This window comes from Cupriavidus sp. 05N40, from assembly GCF_056397305.1.
Map to the genome: position 1 here is coordinate 1 of NZ_JBFTND010000088.1, position 20,000 is coordinate 20,000.

The window sequence follows — 20,000 nt, forward strand, 5'->3', positions numbered from 1 at the left end:
ATTCGAACCTGATCGGCTTGTCCAAGTACGCGCGCCTGGCCGAATGGATCATGTGCCGCCCGCAGATCCAGGAAGAGGCGGTGACCCAGGTAGCGGACCTGCTGCAGGAAAAGATGAGCCCGGACGGGCTGGCCATTGTCATGGAGGCCGAGCACTTCTGCATGCACTGGCGCGGCGTGCGTGATACCGACGCCAAGATGACCAACAGCGTGATGCGCGGCTCCTTCCTGAAGGACGACAGCCTGCGCCGCGAATTCCTGACCTTGCTCAACCGGCACCGGGAATAGGCGCGCACGGCGCCACACACAAACACACGCACGCACGCACGCACAAACACCGCAGATCCCCACTGGAGACAACATGCTCGTACGCCTGCTCTATGCCAGCCGCGCATGCAAGCCGGCCGATCCCGCGCTGGTCGACGACATCATCGCGACCAGCATCGCGAACAACCCGAGGCACGGCATCACGGGCGTGCTGTGCCATGGCAACGGCATCTTCATGCAGGCGCTCGAGGGCGGCCGTACCGAAGTCTCGCGCCTGTACCAGCAGATCGTCCGCGATGCGCGCCACGAAGACGTGGTGCTGCTGCACTATGAAGAAATCCTCGAGCGCGAATTCGCCGGCTGGGCAATGGGCCTGGTCAATACCGGCAAGGTCAACATGGCCACCATCCTGAAGTACTCGGCGCACGGCGAGCTCGATCCCTACCGCACCAGCGGGCTGGCCTCGCAGGCACTGCTCAAGGAACTGATCGCGGGCGCGTCGATCGTGGGGCGCACCCCGGAGCGGCATCGCGTCTGAGCGCAGCCCGCCGGCCCGCCGACCGGTTATGCTGTCGGCCCGGCCGCGCGCAGCCGGATCTTGCGCGCGTGGCTTCGCATTCACGACACCAACGATAGGAAAACCCTGTGAGCGCAAACTTCAATCCCGGCACCGCGGCAGCACTGCTGGCCGACGCCTGCCGGCGCGGCGTACAGTTCCGCGACCTGCCCGCCGACGCCAAGCCCGCCACGCTGGCCAGCGGCTATGACGTGCAGGACAGCTTTATCGCGGCGCTCGGCGACCCGGTGGCTGGCTGGAAGCTCGGCGTGGGCAGCGCCAACGCCATGCGCCGCGCCAATCTGGCGCGCCCCCTGGTAGGCCAGGTCGGCGCCTCGCGCTGCCTTGCCGCGGGCGATACGGTCACGGTGCCGGCGGGCGCGGTGGTCACCATCGAATTCGAGATCGCGGTGCAGCTCGCGCGCGACGTGGCGCCGGTACGGGACGCCCTCGCGCCGGCGGAACTCGCGGCGCTGATTGGGCACGCCCAGGTCGCCTTCGAGGTTGTGCTGTCGCGCTACGAAGACCGCACCGCGGTCGGCATGCCTGCCTTTGCCGGCGACAACGTGGGTTTCCACGCGCTGGTGCTCGGCCCGCAGATCGACGCGGCGAGCATGGAAGAGGTGCGTGCCAGCGCCAGCGTCGCGCTCGACGGCCAGGTCTGCGCGCTGCCGCTTGCCGGCGACGACGCCATCTATCCCCTGGAGGCCCTGGGGTCTTTGCTGGCACATGCGGCCGAACGCGGCATCACGCTGCGCAAGGGCACCGTGGTCACCACCGGCACGCTCACCCGCCCGTTCGACGTGCCTGCCGGCCCCCACGAGATCCACGCCGCCTATGCCGGCGGAAATTTGGCGATGAAGCTCGCGTGCCGGGCTTGACAAGCCCTTAAGATTTCGCGCATTCTCGTTTTTTGCCTTCCCGTGTTATCCACACTTTGTGTGGATAACACTGTCGACAAGCTCCGCAAACGGCGCTGGCACGCGGACCCCATCGGACTGCTCACAAAACGGGCAGCTACCGGCTCCGCGGCCGCGCGGATCTCCAGGAGCGGGCTGCCTACCCCGGAACGAATCAAGCGTCAAGGAATGTGAAGGTCCTCCACGCCATCCGATCCCGCAGGGATGACCGGCAGAAAAAGTAGCCGCGACAACCAAGACAACCAAGACAATCGCGAAGTGAGTGCAGGCTAGCCTGCCGGCGTCCTCGCCGAAGGACGCGGGCAGTTGCCGGCAAGGATCAGGCGACGGTCAGGCGAAGATCGGCCGATGCATCTCAGGCAGCAAGCCTGGCGGCGGCATCGCGCAGCGCGGTGCGCAGGCCCTCTTCCACCACCGGGTGGTAGTACGGCATGGCCAGCATCTGCTCCACGGTGAGCGCTTGCTGATAGGCCCAAGCCAGCAGGTGCGCGATGTTCTCGGCGCGCGGGCCGGTCCATTCGGCGCCGAGGAAGCGGCCGCTGCGCTTGTCGGCATAGACGTGCATCAGCCCGCGGTTCTTGAGCATGACGCGGCTGCGGCCCTGGTCCTCGAAGCTCACCTCGCCGGTGACGAAGCTGTCCGGCGCAAGGTCGGCATGACGTTGTCCCACCATGGCGATCTGCGGATCGGAGAACACCACGCCGATCGGCGCGCGGCGCGACAGCGCACGCACTGCGGGATAGGCGGCCGCGTTCTCGCCGGCGGCCTTGCCCTCGTCGGCGGCTTCGTGCAGCAGCGGCAAGATATCGTTGGCATCGCCGGCGATAAAGACCGGCGCCGGGCCGCATTGCAGCGTGGCCGGATCGAACACCGGCACGCCGCGCGGGTCGAGCTCGAGGCCGCTGTTCTCCAGCCCCAGGCTACGCACATTAGGCACGCGGCCGGTGGCGGCCAGCGCGTAGTCGAAGCGCTCCGTGACAAGCCTGCCCTCGATGTCGGTGAAGCTGATCACCACCTCGTCGCCATCGCGGCGCATCTCGCCGAGCGCGGCGTCCGGGTCGATATAGAACTCCTCGCGGAAACTGGCGACGGCGTTGGCCTTGATGGCCGGATCGGTCAGCGGGCCGACACCGCCGCGCAGGCCGAACACGCGCACGTGCACGCCCAGACGGGACAGCGCCTGGCCCAGCTCGAGGCCGATCACGCCGGGGCCGAACACCGCCACGCGGCGCGGCAGGTCGTCCCAGGCGAAGACGTCGTCGTTGACCACCAGGCGCTCGCCGAACACCTTCAGCGGCGGCGGCACCATCGGGCTGGAGCCGGTGGCGATCACCACGCGGCTGGCGCGCACCACGGTGTGCCCGTCCACTTCGAGCACGGTATTGTCGATAAAGCGGGCATGGCCGCGGATCTTGTCCTCGGCCGGAATGCCGTCCACGCCGCGCACCACGAAGCCGACGAAGCGGTCGCGCTCGCGCTTGACGCGGTCCATCACCTCGCGGCCGTCGACGCGGATCTGTCCGTCCACGTGCACGCCGAACGGCGCGGTGTGGCGCAGTTCGTGCGCGGCCTCGGCCGCCGCGATCAGCAGCTTGGAGGGCATRCAGCCTACGCGGGCGCAGGTGGTGCCATACGGTCCGCCTTCTATGATGACGGCGCGCTTGCCGGCCGCGCGCGCCGCGCGGTATGCAGCCAGGCCGGCGGTGCCGGCGCCGATCACTGCGACGTCGGTGTGGATGGTCTGCGCGGTCTGCTTCTGCTGGCTCTGCGTGGTGGTCATGAGAATGTTTTCCTGGTGAGTCTGCTTCAATCAGCGGACCCGATGGCAGCGGCGGCTTGCGCCGGCACTGGTGCTGGTGCTGGTGCCGGTGCTGGTGCTGCCATCGGGTCCGCCGACTGGGGCGAGGCTGCCGGCATTGCCGGCGCCATGCCCTTGCGGCGGTGAAGCGCGGCGGATCCGTCTGCCGGTCCGCCGGTGCGGGCGCGCTTAGCGCACGAGATAGGTCTCGAGCGCTTCGGCGCCGCCGATCAGGCTGCCGTTGATGAAGATCTGCGGCGCGGTCATGTTGCCGGACACGGCGCCCAGCACCTTGCCGCGGATCTTGTGTTCGAGCGGCACGTCGATGTACTCGTAGCCGTTGTCGGACAGCATCTGCTTGGCCTTGGCGCAGAACGAGCAGCCCACCTTGGAGAAGACCACGACCTGGTCGGGCTTCTTCGCGCCGGGAGCGATGTAGTTCAGCATGGTGTCGGCATCCGAGACCTTGAACGGGTCGCCCGGCTCTTCCGGCTCGATGAACATCTTGTCGACCACGCCGTCCTTCACCAGCATCGAATAGCGCCAGCTGCGCTTGCCGAAGCCCAGGTCGGTCTTGTCCACCAGCATGCCCATGCCCTCGGTGAACTCGCCGTTGCCGTCGGGGATCATCACGATGTTTTCGGATTCCTGGTCCTTCGCCCATTCGTTCATCACGAAGGTGTCGTTGACCGAGACGCACAGGATCGCGTCGACGCCATGCTTGGCAAAGACCGGGGCCAGTTCGTTGTAGCGCGGCAGGTGGGTGGATGAACAGGTCGGGGTGAAGGCGCCGGGCAGCGAGAACAGCGCGATGGTCTTGCCCTCGAACAGGTCAGCGGTGGTCACGGTCTTCCATTCATTGTTTTCGCGGACGCGGAACGTGACATTGGGAACGCGTTGACCTTCACGGGATTGCAGCATGGTGAAAAGCTCCTGGGTGACTTGGGGGTGGATGGCCGCGTGTGTTGCAGCGAAGACCCGATTCTGAGGGCGCCCCCTTTATTTGTACAATTTATCGTCACAAATACACTGATTGAAAAATACTATTGTTACTGGATAGGGCCGCCCTATCGCGGCCATCGCAGCAGTGATGCCGCTACGCATGAATCACCTGTTCGCCGCCAGTGCTCCGGACAATCCCCTCGCCGCCGCCCCCCCGGCGTAGGCAATTGCGTACGCAAGTAGCGGAAAGTGCCGACGATCATTTCAGATGTTTCACAGCGATGCCGGTCCTGGCGGCCCTTACATTCGTCACGAAAGCCGCCCCGAACCCGCGGCGTCCTCCCGGCCACGGCTGCCGGCGTGAACCCTGCCGGCCTGCCGGCCTTCGACGAGACTCCCTTATGTGCCGCTGTCTTCCGCCGCGCTTCGCCAAGGGCTTGCCGCCCCGGAGAACGCAACTGCCGTCGCCGCCGCGGCAAGGCCGCCTTGCCGGAGGCCTCGCGGTTTCGCTGCTGGCGCTGTGCCACGGCATGCCCGCAGCGGCGGAACCGGCGCCGCCCGCCGCCCTGCTGCTGAACTCCCAGATCCGGCTGGCCCAGCCCCTGGCCGCCTCCACGGCCCCTGGCACCCGCCCCGCGCAATGGAGCGGCGCACCGCTGGACGACGACCCCGAACTGGCGACCTGGCGCCGCGCGCGGCGGAGCCTGCGGGTGGGCGTGGTGGGCAACTACCTGCCGCCGTTCGACCTGATCGACCTGGAAGGCGAATACCGCGGGATTTCGGCCGACTACCTCGCCGTGCTCGCCGCCCGGCTGCGCATGCCGCTGTCCATCCAGCGCTATCCGTCGCAGCAAGCCGCGCGGCGCGCCCTGGACGAAGGCGCCATCGACCTGGCTACCACTACGCTGGACGGGCACGCCGACGGCCTGCGCACCGCGCCCTACCGCGCGCACCGGCTGGTCGAGCTGGTGTCGCGCCGGGACAGCGAGCACAACGAAGCGGTGCGCACCATCGGCTACCTGCGCGGCGAGGTATCGCCGGATGCCTTGCAGCTGGCCTACCCGGATGCGCCGCTGCAGCCGTTCGGGAACCTGCTCGGCGCGCTCGACGAACTGGTGCGCAAGGCGGATTTCGTGATGGTCACCAGCGCGACCGCGGCCAGCTATCTGATCGACCAGTACAACTATGACGAGCTGACCGCGCGCAACTTCGCGCCGATCGCGCCGGATGGCGTGCGCTTCGCCGTCGCCGACCCCGCGCTGGGCAGGATCGTCGACCGCGCGCTGGCCGGGCTGCCCGCGACACTGCAGCGCCAGATCGACAACGCCTGGGTTCCCGTTGCGCTTGATTTCAACATCGCCGACAAGCTCAACCTGTCCACCGCCGAGCGCGCCTGGCTCGCCGGCCACCCGGACGTGCGCTACCTGGCGTCGCGCGATCTCATGCCTTTCCAGTTCATCGACGCCGGGCAGCGGCTCGAAGGACTGACCGAGCAGGTGCTGCATCTGGTCGGGCAGCGCACCGGGCTGCGCTTCGTGCCCTACTGGCCCGCCAGCGCCGCGGCCGCGAGCGCCGACATCGACACCGGCACGCTGGACGTCGTGCCGGTCCTGCCGCTGAACCATCCGGCCACCGGCCTGGGCGCACTGACGGTGAGCGCCCCGTACTATTCAGGCAACTGGGTGGTGGTCACGCACGTTGGCAACGACAGCACCCACAGCCTGCCCGACCTTGCCGGCAAGGTCATTGCGGGGCCGCCATTCAACGGGATCCAGGAACTGGTGGGCGCCAGCTACCCCGTCAGGCGGCACGAGACCGGCACCTACGAGGAAGCGTTCCGCATGGTGGCCGAGGGCAAGGCTGACGCCACCATCGCCAGCGCCTTCATGGCCGACTACATGCTCAAGCGTGCCTACGCGGGCCGACTGCGCATCGCCACGGCCACGGGCGGCATGCCGCTGGAAGTGGGCCTTGGCGTGACCAGCAAGCATCCGGAACTGCTCGCCATCCTCAACAAGGCCCTGCTCAGCATCTCGCACGAAGATCTCGGCGCCATGCGCGCCCACTGGACGCAGGCGCGCACGCCGGTGCTTGCCTGGCGGCAACTGCTGCCCTGGCTGATGGCCGGCGCGGCCCTGCCGCTGGCAGTAAGCGGGCTGTCCCTGGCATGGGTGACTTCGCTGCGCCGCCAGGTGACGCAGCGCACCGCGGCCGAACATGCCTTGCTGGACCAGCTCGCGTTCCAGGCCACGGTGCTGGACGGCATCCCGCAACCGATCTTCCTGCGCGACAACGCGCTGCGCATGATCACCTGCAACAGCGCCTACGAGAACGCGCTCGGCGCGAAGCGCGAAGCGCTGCGCGGCACCGCGCCGGGCTTCGCGCGCTCCACGGTCCCGTCCGACATCGGCCACGAAGAATGCAGGGACATCTACCGGCACGTGCTGAAAACCGGCCTGCCGTTCGGCGCCGACCGCCGCCTGGTGATCAACGGCGAGATGCGCAGCGTGATCAGCTGGGCGGTACAGCTGCGCCGGGCCGACGGCCGCACAGCCGGCATCGTAGGCGGCTGGATCGACGTGACCGAGCGCGAACAGATGCTGGCCGAACTGGCCGCCGCGAAGGACCGCGCGGAGGCGGCCAACCGCGCCAAATCCACCTTCCTGGCCTCGATCAGCCATGAGATCCGCACCCCCATGAACGCCATCCTCGGCATGCTGGAACTGACGCTGACGCGCCGGCGCGGCACCCGCGACCGCGAGCAGCTGGGCACGGCGCATGGCGCGGCCACCTCGCTGCTGTCGCTGCTGGACGATATCCTCGATCTTTCCAAGCTGGAGGCGGGGCAGTTCACCTTGCAACTGCGCGCCGCATGCCTGCGCAAGGGCCTGCATGAAGTGGTGCGGATGTTCAGGCCGGTGGCGGCGCAAAAGGGCCTGACCCTGGAGCTCCGCGTGGACGACGCAGTGGCGCCGGCCCATCTGGTGGATATGCTGCGCATCAGGCAGATCATCGGCAATTTCGTCTCCAACGCAATCCGCTTCACGGAACGCGGTGGTGTCGAGGTCCGGCTGCACGGCAACGCCGCGCGCGATGGCCGGCAGGCACTGGAGATCGTGATCGAAGACAGCGGCATCGGCATTCCGGTCGAAGCCATCGGCAAGCTGTTCCGCCCCTTTGTCCAGGTGGAATCGGCCGGACGCCCCAATACCGGCGGTACCGGGCTGGGCTTGTCGATCTCGCATAGCCTGGTGCGCAAGATGGGCGGCGAGGTCACCCTCGAAAGCGCGCCGGGGCAAGGCACGCGGGTGGTGGTGCGCCTCGATCTGGAAGTGTCGGCCGCCGCGCCGGCACAATCCAAGCCACCTGGCCAGCGCACCGGGTTCGCGCCGTTTCCACCCGCCTGCCGCGTGCTGGTGGTGGACGACCACGCGCCTAACCGCCTGCTGCTGGTGCGCCAGCTAGAGCGGCTCGGCATCGCCTCTTGCACGGCCGAAGACGGCGCGCTCGGCTTGCAGGCCATCCTGCGCGCGCCCCCGGACCTGGTGATCTGCGACTGCATGATGCCGGTGATGGATGGCTACGGACTCGCCAGCGCGATCCGCGCCCGGCAGGACGCCGTGAGCCGGATCCCGATCATCGGCTGCACCGCCAGCGGCCAGTCCGAAGACCATCAGCGCGCGCTGGCCGCCGGCATGAATGGCGTGATGGTCAAGCCGGTCGGGCTGGCCACGCTGGAGCGCACGCTGCGCGGCTATCTCGGCGCGACCGCGCAAGGCACGGTTGCCCCGCATGAAGACCTTGCCGAAGCAAGCGGCGAAGAGCAACCGAGGCGCAACTAGGACGAGAACGGGCGGGAGGCAGGAAAGCACAAGGCGGAGGCAGGCAGCCGCGCTGCGGCACTGCAGCGGCACGGCTTGCCCGTGCCACCCGCGCGCGTCACTGCCCCGGCGACAGCCTGCACCGCCGCGCGAAGTCGACCAGGTCCACCAGCGAGCTGACCTGCAGCTTGCCCATGATGCGCGTCTTGTGACTGCTCACCGTCTTGTTGCTGATGAACAGGAGTTCGCCGATGGCCTTGTTGGACAAGCCGCGGACCAGCATCTGCAGGATGACGATCTCCTTGTCCGACAGCAGCATCAGCCGTTCTTCGTCCGCCCGCTGAATGACCTGCGGCAACTCGCGCTGCTGGCGCATCTCGGGAAATACCGTGTAGCCGGCCATCACCGCTTCGACGCAGCGCACGATCTCCTTCATGTCCTGCATCTTGCTGACGAAGCCCTGCGCGCCGGCCTGGCGCACGCGGGGCGCGAACGTGGCCTGGTCCTGCCCCGAGATCACCAGGATGCGGATCGGCGGATGGACCAGCTTGAGCCGCGGGATCACGTCGAGGCCGCTGATGCGCGGGATGTCGAGATCCAGGATGGCGAGATCCGGCTCGAACTGCCGCACGGCTTCGATTGCAGCCTGCCCATTGTCGGCTTCCAGAATATTGCCGACCCCCAGCACTTGCGACAACTGAGTCTTGATCACCAGGCGCAATGCCGGATGATCGTCGACGATCAGGATCGTTGCCACTCCCGTTCTCCCCCAAGATTCCCACACTCTGCCCGCCCGCGCCGGCACTGCCACGCCTTCGCAGGTGAAGCGCGGATTATGTTATGACGTTACTTCATAGTCGTGAGGAATTTTCCGCGCGAACTGTCGGAGATTTCCCAAAATACTGGCCACGTGGCGAAATAGACCATTTCCGGCCAGCCACCCCCRCCACAGCCGCCCGTCCCTTGCCCCGGCGAACCCGTGCGCCGGTCCCGCCAGCGCCGCATATCCCCTGATTTGCCGAAATTTCGCAAACCGCCATCGCGCCGTCGCGGCTACAGTCTGAAGCCGACGGCCCTGCCGGCGCCCCGCGCCGCCATGCCTACGATCACTGCGCGCCCGCGCAGCGTCCTCCCGGATATGAGTCCATGCTGGCCGATGCTATGTCCTCCAAAACCCTTATCGTCATCGCCGACGACCATCCCGTCATGCTGCTCGGCCTGCGCGGCCTGCTGGCCCAGTTCGACAGCATCGAGATTGCCGGCGTTGCCCGCAATTCGACCGAGATCATCGCCCTGCTCAACCGGCTGCCGTGCGACATCCTGCTGACGGATTTCGCCATGCCCGGAGGCGTCCACGGCGACGGCATGCACATGCTGGACCTGGTGCGCCGGCACTACCCCGGGCTCTGGATCGTGGTGGTCACCATGCTGGACAATCCCGCGCAGATCGGCAAGCTGTCCAGGTTCGAGAAACTGTCCGTGGTCAGCAAGCTCGACGATGCATCGCACATCGCGACGGCGCTGGGACAGATGCTGGCCGGGCGCCCCTACCTCTCGCCGACCATACAGGCACTGCTGGACAGCGCCATCCCCCAGGTGGACCCGCGCGTACGGTTCGGCGCGCTCAGCCCGCGCGAGATCAGCGTCATCCGCCTCTACCTGACGGGCATGTCGGTCAGCCAGATCGCGGCCAACCTCGGACGCAGCATCAAGACCATCAGCACGCAGAAGATGTCCGCCATGCGCAAGCTGGGACTGCGCGGCGACCTGGATCTCTTCAGCTACGCGAGTTCCACCGGCCTGCTCGGCCAGACGCGCCTGCCCACCGGCGGCAAGGCGCCGGACCAGACCGAGGGCAACAGCCAGCCTTAGGTGGTCCACCCCAGGCAGCCCGCCGCCGTATCGCGCGGCGGCGGCATCCACTCAGGCGTTGCCGGGCGGGTAGCCCTGCGTGCCGCGCGCCCTCCCGGCCGCCGCGGCGACCTGGTCCCCCCCGCCGTGGCCGCCCTGCGCCGCGGTTGCCGCGGCATGCATCTCGAACCCGGGATCGGGCGACGGCACGGAAATGGTGGTCAGCAAGGACAGCGGACACCACCAGAGTGCTTTTATCAGATTCATTGCCCCCCCTCATTCTCGAGCCGACGACCGTGGCCAGCCATGGCCGACTACCCGGCATCATCGCTGGATTTCACCACGAATTCCGTCAGGTATTCCACCGCATAACGGCGGCTGGAGGGCCTCAGTTGAGGGTTGTCACAAACATTTCATCGTGGCGCGTCGCCGGCGTGCGTTTTCACTCACATTCGCCCGGGTGACGGCCTGCCGCGCCCGCGCGACATCCCCGGCACCTTCTGTAGTGCCAGGGAGTCCGCAGCCTTGCCGGCGGGGTGCCGGGTTCAGCAGATCCGCCATCCGGGCGCGGCGGGCTCTTCCGACGGCGTGGCGCGCAGGTAGCTGATGGTCTCGCCGCAGCGCTCGCGGTTGCTCCTGCGCAATTGCAGCCCGTTGAGCACGCCGCCGATCACGTTGGCGCGGGCGCGCTCGAGTTGCTTGAGCGCCTCCGTCACCTTCTCCTGCGGCGTGCAGTCCGCGCGCACGAACAGCAGCGTCGAGCCGGCCAGGCGCCCGACCAGTGCCGCGTCCGCCACCGCGAGGATCGGCGGCGTATCGACCAGGATCAGGTCGAAGCCCGCGTCGCAGGTCAGCAGCAGCTCGCGCAGCGCCGGCAGCATCAGCAACTCCGACGGATTCACCGGCCGGGTGCCGGCGGCAAGCAGCCATAGCCCGCCGACCGATGTGGGCCGGATCGCATCGTGCAGGGCCAGCGTGCCGCACAGCAGGTCCGCCAGTCCCGGCGCACCCTCCAGCCCGAACTGGCTGGCCACGCGGGAGCGGCGCAGGTCGGCGTCGACGAGCAGCACGCGCATGCCGGCTTCGGCCGCCAGTACCGCCAGGTTGACCGCGCCGAAGGTCTTGCCTGCCCCTGCCGATGCACTGGTGATGGCGACGATATGGTTGACCGCGCCCTCCATGGCGAAATGCAAGGCGGCGCGCAAGGTGCGCAACCCTTCCACGGCCGGCGCGTGCGGGTATTGCCGCGCGAGCAGGTAGCGGTCGTGCAGCGCCGGCGGCGGCTCTTCGCTCACCACTTCCGGGCGCGCCGATGCTGGCGCCACGGCGCCGCGCAGTCCGGCGCGTGCCGCGCCGCCGACGCCGACACCGGAAGGCAGGCGCATGGCTTGCGGATGCTCGGTGGCGATCAGCGTCGGCGCGAGCAGCGAGCGCGGCGATGTCAGGCTGCGGCGCTCCAGCTCGGCCTGTTCCGGACTGAATACCACTTCGCCCACCATCGGCAGCGCCAGCGTGCCTTCGATCTCCGGCGCGCTCGCCATGCCCCGGCGCGCGCGGCCCTTGAACCCGGCCACGGCGACGCTGCCCAGCAAGCCGAGGAAGGCCGCCAGCCCCGTCAGCAAGATGCGGTCCGGGCCGGCCGGCAGCGTCGGGGCCACAGCGAAGTCCACCAGGCGCACGTCGCTGGTACTGTCCGAATGTGCCAGCGCCAGTGCCTGCGATTGCCGGCGCAAGGCCATGTAGGTATCCTCGGCCACCTTCACGTCGCGGGTCAGCGCCGCGGATTCGCGCTCGGCCTCGGTCAGGCCCTTGCGCTGGGTATCAAGGTTGCGCCGGTCGCTGTTGAGCTGCAGGAGCTGGTCGTCGACCGCCTGGACCTCCAGGCTCTCCGTGGTGAACTTGCGCAGCAGGCGCGAACGCTCGAGCCGCAGCGCGGAGATCTGCTTCTGGTAGTCGATGCTGCCGCTCAGGTAGGACTGCGACTCCTCGGCCGGCTGCATCGAGCCGACGCGGGCCCGATGCCGCGCCAGCGCGGCTTCGGCCTGTTCGAGCTGCGCCTTGACCCGCGGCAGCTCGCCGGTGACGAAATCCATTTGCTGGTCCGCCTGCTCGCGCCGCTGGATGACTTCGGTATCCGAGATCGAATGCGCAACGGCATTCACCACGGCGGCGGCGCGCGCCGGGTCGCCATCGCGCCAGGTGATGCGCACCGCGCGGGGCGCGCCGCCATCCGCGCTCGCCGTGCCCGGCACGGCACTTGCCGAGGTGCCGCGCACCTCTTCCGTCTTGAGGCCGCGCACGAGCATATCGTAGGCCGTGACCGGGTCGCGGCGCATCAGCTCGAACCGGGTTCCCTCGCGCGCATCCAGCCGCGCCAGCTTCATCGATACGCCGTCGCCGCGCACGACATCGCCGACCTTGCCGGTCAGCAGCATCGAGCCGTCCGCGCGTTGCAGGCGGAACTGCCCGTCGTCGAGCGCAACCAGCGTGAGCGGCTGGTTGAGCCCGCGCGCAGTTCGCTGGCGGGTTGCGCCGCGCTGCCGCCCTGCGACACGCGCTTGCCGGCATCCGGGCGCACCATGGCGTCGGCCTGGTATACGGCCGGCAGCGACCAGGCGTAGATCGCGCCGCACAGGGCCGCGCAGACGGTCACGCCGAATATCATCCCGGCTTGATCATGCAGCGCGCGGGCCAGCTCAGAGCGCGCGGCCGCAGCCTGCGCGCGGAACGCCGGCGCGGGGCCGGATTGCGTAAAGGTATTCACAGGCAGCTCCCTGAATGGGCTGATTGCGGCAGATGCGCGCAGCTGGCGGCGGAAGACCGCGCAGGACCCGCGCCCTCGCGATGGAAGGATTCGGCAGGCCGGCCGGACAGCAGGCGCCCGTACTCGCGCGCGACCAGCCCGTAGCACTCGCAGGCGTGCAACTCCAGCCGGCCACGGTCGATCACCGTGATATGGCCCCGGCTGTAATGGATCAGGCCCTGCTCCGCGAGCTTGCCCGCGGCCTCGGTCACGCCTTCGCGGCGCACGCCCAGGCGGGCGGCGATCATCTGCTGCGTGATGGCGATCTCGTTCGAACAGAGGCGATCGGCGGACAGCAGGAGCCAGCGGCAGACCTGCTGGCTCAGCGAGTGGTAGCGGTTGCACACCGCGGTCTGCGCGATCTGGGTCATCAGCGCCTGCACGTACAGCAACACCGCGCGCAGCGTGGCGGGCGAGCGCAGCAATTCCTGCCGCAACCGGTTCGCCGCGAGGCGGAAGCCGTAGCCGGCGGTCTGCACCTCCAGCCTGAACGGCATGGCGTAGCCGCCCGTGACCACCGGAATCCCGATCATGCCCTCGTTGCCCACCGTGGCGATCTCGATGGCGGTGCCGTCCTCCAGGTAGGAAAGCATCGACACCACCGCCGTGGTGGGGAAGTAGACATGGCTCGCTTGCTGGCCGCTCTCGCTGAGCAGTTGCCCGGGGCGCATGCGGACGAGTTCCACGTAGTCGGAGATGGCACCCCAGTCCTCGCGCGGCAAGCCGAGCAGCAGATGGTTGACGTCCGGAGATAGTCGCTGACCGTGCATTCTGGTTTCCTCCGCAAAGCCATGCCGCATGCGTGCGGGACCGGTTGCCATTGCGCCCGGGCAAGCGCGCGCAGGCACGCCGCAGGCTCGGCAATCTCCGCAAGATCTGCGCCAATGCCGGCTCGTCCGTGCCCTGTACGTCTTGTCTGGCAACACTGTCACGCCTGGTTACCTCTGGTTACGTCCTGTTACTCCTTGGGCATCGCCATCACCGCCGACACGGCCGGCACGACGGGCGCGATCGCGGCAGCAGCGATCGCCAGGTCGTCCTCGGGCACCGTTGCAGGTGCCTTGCGCGGCGCGTCGGCCTCGCTTTTGTACGTTGCGCATGGCATGCCGAGCTCGCGCGCGATATGGCCGCTCAGCCTCAGCGCCAGCGCGGCGATGGTGATGGTGGGAAAGTTCGCGCCCACCGTGGGAAACACCGAGCTGCCGGCCACATAGAGATTGGCCAGGCCGTGCACGCGGCAGTTGCGGTCCACCACTCCCGAATTTGGCGAATCGTGCATTCGCGTGGTGCCCATGTGGTGCCACGTCCCTTCGAGCGAGGCAGGCCATGGCTGCCCTTCCATGGGCGGATCCAGCGTGACCTGCGCCACGCCGCTGCGCTGCAGTTCGTCTGCCAGCAGGGCAAAGGTGCGGTCGAAGGTACGCTGCACCAGGCTGCCCACGCGCCAGTGCACGCGCACCCGCGGCACGCCGAGCCGGTCACGCTGCTCGCACAGGGTCACCCTGCTGTGCGGGTCGGGCTCGGCCTCGACGATGGCCTGCATCTTCACGCCGGTGATCAGCGAGCGCGGCTGCAGCAGCCGCGTCAGTCCAAAGCCCACGGTATCGATCGGGTGGGCAGCCATCGTCAGCAGGTCGGCGCTGAGCTTGCGCCCCGGCTGGTCCTTCTTGAGCAGCGCCTGCTTGGTGCGGATCAGCGCCTCCGCGCCGGTACTGCCTTCGCCGTAGAACTGCGAGAAAAACCATACGCGCGAATTCAGCAAGCCCTCGCGCTCCAGCACGGCCTGCTTGAGCGCGAACTGCGAGGACACATGGGTGCCATAGGCGCTGACGGCCGCATTCTGGTAGTGGTACTTGATGTCGTACAGCTTGTTGCGCTCCCATGCCTTGCTGAAGCGCACGCTGCCGGACAGCAGGCGTGGATGGTCCATGAAGTAGCGGCCCACCAGGTCCGCGCCGTTGCCCAGGCCGGCCGCCTGCACATTGTTCGAGGCCAGCATCAGCCGCGCGTTCTCGATGCCGCCCGTGGCCAGCACGAACAGGCGCGCCGCCACCCGGATGCGGCGGCCGCTGAGCGTGGCCACCGACACCCGCGAGACCGAACTCGCATCGGCGTTGGCATCGATATTGACGACATTGGCGTAGAGGTACACCTTGATGCGGTGCGACTGCTCGAGCTGGGCACGGTAGAGCTTGCCGAAGCGCGCCGGCGGGCTGAACTGCGAGATGGTGTCGCGGATATACTCGCCGCTCAGCGGCAGGCGCCTGACGTCGTGCCGGCGGATCGCGGCCTCCCAGTAGGCGGGGTCGAAATTGTTCGGGCCGAGCTTGAGCAGGTCGTGGGTGCGCTCATAGAAGGGCGTCAGTTCGTCGAGCCCGAACGGCCAGCCGCTRTGCGCGACCCAGCTGCGCTTTTCCAGATCCCATGGATCCAGCGGACGGCACCACCCGCCCCAGCAATTGCTGCTGCCGCCGAGAAAGCGGCTGCGGCTGCCATCGGCAAAGCTGTAGGGCAGGCCGACGTTCTCGCCACGGTACAGGTCGCGGGTCTCGTCGTCGGGGGCATAGCCGCCGCTCTCCAGCAGGCAGGCATCGATACCGAGGCGATGTAGCTCCAGCGCCAGCGTAATTCCCGCCACACCACCACCGATGATGCAGACGGTCGAAATCACCATCGTGTCGTCCTGCAGTTTTCTCGTATCGATGAACATGGCGTACTCCTCGCGCGCCGGCCCCGGAGCCGGACGGCAACCCTCGCTGCAACCATCTTCCTACCGTGCGCTCGTCCACGTTCGCCAACATTGCGCCAACGACGGCCAAGCGCGCTTGCCTTCTCGTGCCCGCCCCCCTCAACCATCGCCCGCGCGCCAGCCCGGCACGGGCACGGCGGGCGCCGGCGCGGCTTGTTGCACCTGCTCCTGCTCCTGCATGGTCCCCGGCGCCTGCAGCACGCGCAGCAGGTCGCCCGCCATGCCTTCGACCGTGAAGCGCCGCTCGAAGCTGGCCTTCGCGCTTGCGCGCATGGCGCTGCGCGCCTGCTCGTCCATGGCGAACCAGCGCCGCAGCAGCGTCTCGACGCCGTCGGCCGTGTCCGGCGCGACCAGCCCCGCGCCGTCGTGCTCGATCTCGCGCCAGATGTTGATCCTGTCCGAGATCAGCGCGGGCACCGCGCAGCCCAGCGCCTCCGCCACCGCGATACCGAAGTTCTCCTGGTGCGACGGCAAGGCGAACACATCGCTGGCATGGAACGCGCCCCACTTCATCGGGCCGCTGAGCATGCCGGGCCAGCTCACGCGCTGCCCGACGCCGGCCGCCGCCGCCTGCGCGCGCAACTGCGGCAGCCAGCCGGCGCTGTCCGGGCCGGCGATCACAAGGTGTGCGGCGGGATCCATTTCCGCGGTGCGGGCGAACGCTTCGATCAGCAGATCGCAACCCTTCTTCTCGTGAATGCGCCCGAGGAACAGCACGATGCGCTTGCCCCGCAGTTCGGGATACGCAGCCAGGAACGACTCGCGCAGCGCCACCCCGCCCGCATCCCGCTGCGGCGGCGCCTGCGTGCCGAACCGCACCACCAGCGCGCGCGCCCGGTATAGCCAGAACGACTGGCTCGCCAGACGCCGCTCTTCCTCCGCGGTGAAGAGCACCGCCCGCGCGTCGCGCAACACGCGGTACTCCGCCCACGGCCAGTAGAGCCATTTCTTCAGGTGCTTGAGCGGGTAGGTGCGCTTGAACCACGGGTCGAGCATCCCGTGCGGATAGACGTAGTAGGGGACCGGCAGCTTGCGCAGCGCGCGCCAGGCCCCGAAGCCGTGGTACTGCCACAACCCGTTGACGATCACCGCGTCGAACTCGCCCGCATGCGCGCGCAGCCACGGCACCAGCCGCGGCGCATAGCGGTAGAAGCCGCGCGCCGGGCCCAGCGCATGCAGCGGCAGCGCGAAAGCGGCCACGCATGGCGCGTCCGGCGCGTCCAGCGAGAGCACTTCGACGCGATGCCCCTGCGCGATCATCTGCGCGCTGCCCTGGCGCACGCTTTCCACCGGCCCCCCGCAGGCCGGATCGACCGACGCGAGCAGCTGGAGGATCTTCATCGGGATGCTCCGCGCGAGTGATAGCGCAGGCGTGGCACCTGCGGGTCGGCGACCGTGGCCGTAGCCGGGGCCGGCAGCGGCAACGGCACCGGCCGCGGCAGCGGCGGGCGCACCGGCGGCACGGATGCCGCGCCGGCAGCCTCGGCCTCCCGGGCTTGCTGGCTGCGGGCCTGCGCGCGGCGCAGCCGCGCATGCGTGGCTACCAGCAGACCCAGCGCCACGCCGTACAGCAGGCCGGAAAAGCGCGGCCCGAGCGGATTGCCGCCGATCGACGTGGCTGGCAGCGCCGCCAGCACCAGCAGCGCGCGCCCGAGCACGGCCAGGTAAGGCGCGTCCGGCGCCACGCGTCGCCAGTGCCGGTAGGCGACGCTGCCGCAAAACAGCGCGTACAGCACCATGAGCGGCATGGCGATGCCGAACAGCAAGCCGCCCGCAAAGAACTGGTAGACCCAGAAATTGTGGCCGGCCGTCCATTCGTTGATGGCGTAGAACTCCTTCTCGGTCATCTGCCCGGTGAGTGCGGGCAGGTAGGCCGGCGAATAGCGGTAATGGTGTCCGTAGCCCTTGCCGAGCACCATCGAGGTCTTGGTCTGCGTGACCTGGTCGAACTGGTCCTTGAGCTCGGCAAGCCGGGTCGCGGTGGTGGGGTCCACGCCGGACTCGGTGGCCTTGGCCGCCGCGATGCGCTGGGCCCAGTGCGCCGCGACCGCGGGGAACAGCGCCGAGCCCACCAGCGCCGTGCCGCCCACCAGCGTCGTGGTGATGACCGCCGCCCGCAAGGCGGCGCGCAGCAGGTGCCGGATCGAAGGCGCGCTGAGCCAGGTCGCGAACAGGAACAACAACACCGTGCCGACCAGCAGGCTCCGGGTCACGCTCAGCAACTCGACCACCACGGTGACGATGAAGAGCAGCAGGTTGCTCTTGCTCACCCGCCGCGCAATCACGAACTCATGCAGCAGCACGCCCTGCAGTGCAAGAAAGGCCGGCGCGACGATGCGGAAGCGGACGTTCTCCAGCCCGCCGCCCACCGCCATGCCGTAGCCGAAGGTAAACAGCAGCGAAACCGCCATGCCCGTAAACATGGCCGTTTCGACCTGTTCCAGCCGGTCTTGCGGCCAGGGATGGCGCGCCGCCAGGTAGCCGATCAGGAACAGCAGGAACGGCAGCAGCACGCGCAGGTAATTGCCTGTCTCGTTGCCTTGCAGCAGATGGGGGACCAGACTGCCCGGCACCGTCAGCATCAGCGCCGCCATCACCAGCCGGCTCAGCCGGGTGCGCCCGGTGAAGCGCGGTGCGATCAGCGCCAGCGCGATGCCCCCGCCGAGCGCGGGCACCGCCAGCAGGATCTGCAGGATCCGGCTGCCCTGTCCATCGACGCTCTTGAAATCGAGCGCCAGCGGGAACAGCATCATCCAGATCCACAGCGGCGCGAAGCGGTTACGCATGGCGGCAATCCTCCCCTGCCCGCCGGAGGCCGGCGCGTGAGCGCGCCGGCGCCTCCGGGGCGCCGCCTGCCTGCACCGCTGCCTGTTGTCTGCCTGGCATCTCGCGCTTCCCTCCTCGGCTGCTCGTCCTGCTCGTCCTGCTCGTCCTGCTCGTCCCTTGCGACCCGCGCCCGCGCGCCAATTGCATTGCGCGGCGCCGCGGCCTATTCCGTTTTCCCGGGCTGCAGCGCATGCGCCGTCAGGTCCTCCGCGCCGCGCGCCTCTGCCGTCTGCGGCCGCTCCGGTCCGTCACCGCCCCAGGCGCGAAGCCTGGCGTCGAGACGGGACAGCACGGCATCGGACGACAGCGTGGCCTCGGCGTAGGCACGCGCCGCCGCGCCGAGCTCGGCGCGGCGCGCGGGATCCGAGGCCAGCGCCTTGATCGCGCCGGCCAGGGCGTCGATATCGTCCGGCGGCACCGCCACCCCGCGCGCGGACACGGTGGCAAACAGTTCGGTGCCGACATTGGCCATGGCAATGATCGCGCGGCCGCTGGCCAGCATGCCCGTGAGCTTGGACGGCATGACGAGGTCGGCAGCGTCGCCGCGCTGTGGCAGGACATGGATATCCGCCAGGTTGAGCAGCTCGTTGAAACGGTCGGCGGGCTGTAGCGGCAGGAAGCAGCAATTCTCCAGGCCCGCGCAGTAGGTCTCGAGCATGGCGCGGGCAGGGCCGTTGCCGCAGAAGACAAAGGTGATGCCCGCATTGCCGGCCAGCGCCGCCACGGCGCACACCAGCACTTCCAGGCCCTGCTTCTCGCCCATGTTGCCGGCGTACAGCACCACGATCTGCTCCGGCGCAATGCCGAGTTCCTCGCGGTAGGTGCTGGGCCGGTCAAGCGGGAAGACCGCGCCGGTATCCACCCAGTTCGGCAGGCGGAACACCCGCGCGGCGGGAACGCCCTTGCGCGTGGCATGCTCGGCCATCCTCTCCGAGATGGTGGACACCACGTCGAAGCGCCGCATCAGGAAGCGCTCGACGGACAGCGCGGCGCGCCGCAGCCAGGCACGCCTGAGCAGCCCCAGTTCGAAGGCAGCGTCCACTTCGTAGTCCTGCACATGCAGCCAGCTCCTGGCGCCGGTCATGCGCGCCAGCGCCAGCGAGGCGGGCACGCTCATCAGGCTCGGCGCGATGGCGATGACGGCATCGGGCCGCCACGGCACCTGCGCCAGCAACGCCGGCAGCGCGCACACCGCAAAGCTGGCGAGGTGCAACAGGCGCGTGACGCCGGTGGGGCGCCGCGGCACCCACAGCGGCGCGCGGTAGATGCGTACCCCGCCGCGCCATTCGCGGCTGAAGCGCCAGGCCGCATAGCCCTCGCCAACGCGCCAGGCGGGATAGTAGGGCGGTGCGCAGACCACGCGGACATCGTGACCCGCCGCCGCCAGCGCCTCCGCCATCTCGGCCGTGTACTTCCCGGTCCCGGTCAGCTCCGGCGCATAGTTCTGTCCGCAAACAAGGATTTTCAC

At 68.7% G+C, this 20,000-nt stretch carries 16 protein-coding genes; 5 read left to right on the forward strand and 11 right to left on the reverse strand.

Translation table 11 applies throughout. From position 1 onward, the window contains the following. The 3 genes from AC1DO7_RS20860 to AC1DO7_RS20870 form a co-directional block, all read left to right on the forward strand. A partial coding sequence (locus tag AC1DO7_RS20860) for a GTP cyclohydrolase I (RefSeq protein WP_477116522.1) occupies positions 1-287 on the forward strand: 287 nt, incomplete at its 5' end. 73 nt (positions 288-360) lie between these two features. Then, the gene (locus tag AC1DO7_RS20865) at positions 361-804 is read left to right on the forward strand and encodes a BLUF domain-containing protein (RefSeq protein WP_441614530.1); all 444 of its coding nucleotides are present in this window, start codon (positions 361-363) and stop codon (positions 802-804) included. A gap of 107 nt (positions 805-911) precedes the next feature. After that, on the forward strand, positions 912-1,703 hold the full coding sequence (locus AC1DO7_RS20870) for a fumarylacetoacetate hydrolase family protein (protein WP_441614532.1): 792 nt from the start codon (positions 912-914) through the stop codon (positions 1,701-1,703). A 394-nt stretch (positions 1,704-2,097) separates the two neighbouring features. Here AC1DO7_RS20870 and AC1DO7_RS20875 read toward each other — a convergent pair whose 3' ends face one another. Both AC1DO7_RS20875 and AC1DO7_RS20880 read right to left on the reverse strand, forming a co-directional pair. After that, a complete protein-coding gene (locus tag AC1DO7_RS20875) occupies positions 2,098-3,522 on the reverse strand; it encodes a dihydrolipoyl dehydrogenase (RefSeq protein ID WP_441614534.1) in 1,425 nt (474 codons plus the stop codon). 207 nt (positions 3,523-3,729) lie between these two features. Then, complete coding sequence (locus AC1DO7_RS20880; protein WP_441614536.1) at positions 3,730-4,461, reverse strand: glutathione peroxidase; 732 nt, start codon at positions 4,459-4,461, stop codon at positions 3,730-3,732. A 422-nt stretch (positions 4,462-4,883) separates the two neighbouring features. On the opposite strand from AC1DO7_RS20880, the gene AC1DO7_RS20885 reads away from it, so the two are divergent. Next, positions 4,884-8,324 carry an ATP-binding protein gene (locus AC1DO7_RS20885; RefSeq protein WP_441614538.1) on the forward strand — a complete coding sequence of 1,147 codons (3,441 nt, stop codon included), beginning with the start codon at positions 4,884-4,886 and terminating at the stop codon, positions 8,322-8,324. A 97-nt stretch (positions 8,325-8,421) separates the two neighbouring features. Here the strand turns inward: AC1DO7_RS20885 and AC1DO7_RS20890 are convergent, their stop codons facing one another. Then, positions 8,422-9,060, reverse strand: a complete 639-nt coding sequence (locus tag AC1DO7_RS20890) for a response regulator (protein WP_441614540.1) — start codon at positions 9,058-9,060, stop codon at positions 8,422-8,424. A gap of 389 nt (positions 9,061-9,449) precedes the next feature. Between AC1DO7_RS20890 and AC1DO7_RS20895 the strand changes: the two genes are divergently transcribed. Further along, positions 9,450-10,175, forward strand: coding sequence for a response regulator (locus AC1DO7_RS20895; protein WP_441614542.1), 726 nt, complete (start codon positions 9,450-9,452; stop codon positions 10,173-10,175). A 51-nt stretch (positions 10,176-10,226) separates the two neighbouring features. On the opposite strand, the gene AC1DO7_RS20900 is transcribed toward AC1DO7_RS20895, so the two are convergent. The 8 genes from AC1DO7_RS20900 to AC1DO7_RS20935 all read right to left on the reverse strand — a co-directional run bounded on the left by AC1DO7_RS20900 (position 10,227) and on the right by AC1DO7_RS20935 (position 20,000). Then, positions 10,227-10,421 (reverse strand): hypothetical protein, encoded by a 195-nt coding sequence (locus AC1DO7_RS20900; protein ID WP_441614544.1) that lies wholly within the window; start codon positions 10,419-10,421, stop codon positions 10,227-10,229. A 278-nt stretch (positions 10,422-10,699) separates the two neighbouring features. Further along, the gene (locus AC1DO7_RS20905) at positions 10,700-12,640 is read right to left on the reverse strand and encodes a polysaccharide biosynthesis tyrosine autokinase (protein WP_477116527.1); all 1,941 of its coding nucleotides are present in this window, start codon (positions 12,638-12,640) and stop codon (positions 10,700-10,702) included. Beyond that, positions 12,580-12,918, reverse strand: a complete 339-nt coding sequence (locus AC1DO7_RS20910; protein WP_477116523.1) for a Wzz/FepE/Etk N-terminal domain-containing protein — start codon at positions 12,916-12,918, stop codon at positions 12,580-12,582. The genes AC1DO7_RS20905 and AC1DO7_RS20910 overlap by 61 nt, the downstream gene beginning before the upstream one ends. Beyond that, on the reverse strand, positions 12,915-13,727 hold the full coding sequence (locus AC1DO7_RS20915) for a Crp/Fnr family transcriptional regulator (protein ID WP_441614548.1): 813 nt from the start codon (positions 13,725-13,727) through the stop codon (positions 12,915-12,917). The genes AC1DO7_RS20910 and AC1DO7_RS20915 overlap by 4 nt, the downstream gene beginning before the upstream one ends. Before the next feature lie 188 nt (positions 13,728-13,915). Continuing rightward, positions 13,916-15,667: an FAD-dependent oxidoreductase gene (locus tag AC1DO7_RS20920; protein WP_441614550.1), complete on the reverse strand. Its 1,752-nt coding sequence runs from the start codon at positions 15,665-15,667 to the stop codon at positions 13,916-13,918. A gap of 138 nt (positions 15,668-15,805) precedes the next feature. Continuing rightward, positions 15,806-17,047 carry a glycosyltransferase gene (locus AC1DO7_RS20925; protein WP_441614552.1) on the reverse strand — a complete coding sequence of 414 codons (1,242 nt, stop codon included), beginning with the start codon at positions 17,045-17,047 and terminating at the stop codon, positions 15,806-15,808. Further along, on the reverse strand, positions 17,044-18,492 hold the full coding sequence (locus AC1DO7_RS20930) for a hypothetical protein (protein ID WP_441614554.1): 1,449 nt from the start codon (positions 18,490-18,492) through the stop codon (positions 17,044-17,046). Before AC1DO7_RS20930 ends, AC1DO7_RS20925 begins: the two co-directional genes overlap by 4 nt. Positions 18,493-18,695: 203 nt before the next feature. Beyond that, on the reverse strand, positions 18,696-20,000 hold the full coding sequence (locus tag AC1DO7_RS20935; RefSeq protein ID WP_441614556.1) for a glycosyltransferase WbuB: 1,305 nt from the start codon (positions 19,998-20,000) through the stop codon (positions 18,696-18,698).

Bases quoted from the DNA above. Each gene is read 5' to 3' on its own strand.
- AC1DO7_RS20915 (WP_441614548.1), bottom strand. From the start codon at position 13,727: ATGCACGGTCAGCGACTATCTCCGGACGTCAACCATCTGCTGCTCGGC.
- AC1DO7_RS20880 (WP_441614536.1), bottom strand. From the start codon at position 4,461: ATGCTGCAATCCCGTGAAGGTCAACGCGTTCCCAATGTCACGTTCCGC.
- AC1DO7_RS20930 (WP_441614554.1), bottom strand. From the start codon at position 18,492: ATGCGTAACCGCTTCGCGCCGCTGTGGATCTGGATGATGCTGTTCCCG.
- AC1DO7_RS20900 (WP_441614544.1), bottom strand. From the start codon at position 10,421: ATGAATCTGATAAAAGCACTCTGGTGGTGTCCGCTGTCCTTGCTGACC.
- AC1DO7_RS20885 (WP_441614538.1), top strand. From the start codon at position 4,884: ATGTGCCGCTGTCTTCCGCCGCGCTTCGCCAAGGGCTTGCCGCCCCGG.
- AC1DO7_RS20865 (WP_441614530.1), top strand. From the start codon at position 361: ATGCTCGTACGCCTGCTCTATGCCAGCCGCGCATGCAAGCCGGCCGAT.
- AC1DO7_RS20925 (WP_441614552.1), bottom strand. From the start codon at position 17,047: ATGAAGATCCTCCAGCTGCTCGCGTCGGTCGATCCGGCCTGCGGGGGG.
- AC1DO7_RS20895 (WP_441614542.1), top strand. From the start codon at position 9,450: ATGCTGGCCGATGCTATGTCCTCCAAAACCCTTATCGTCATCGCCGAC.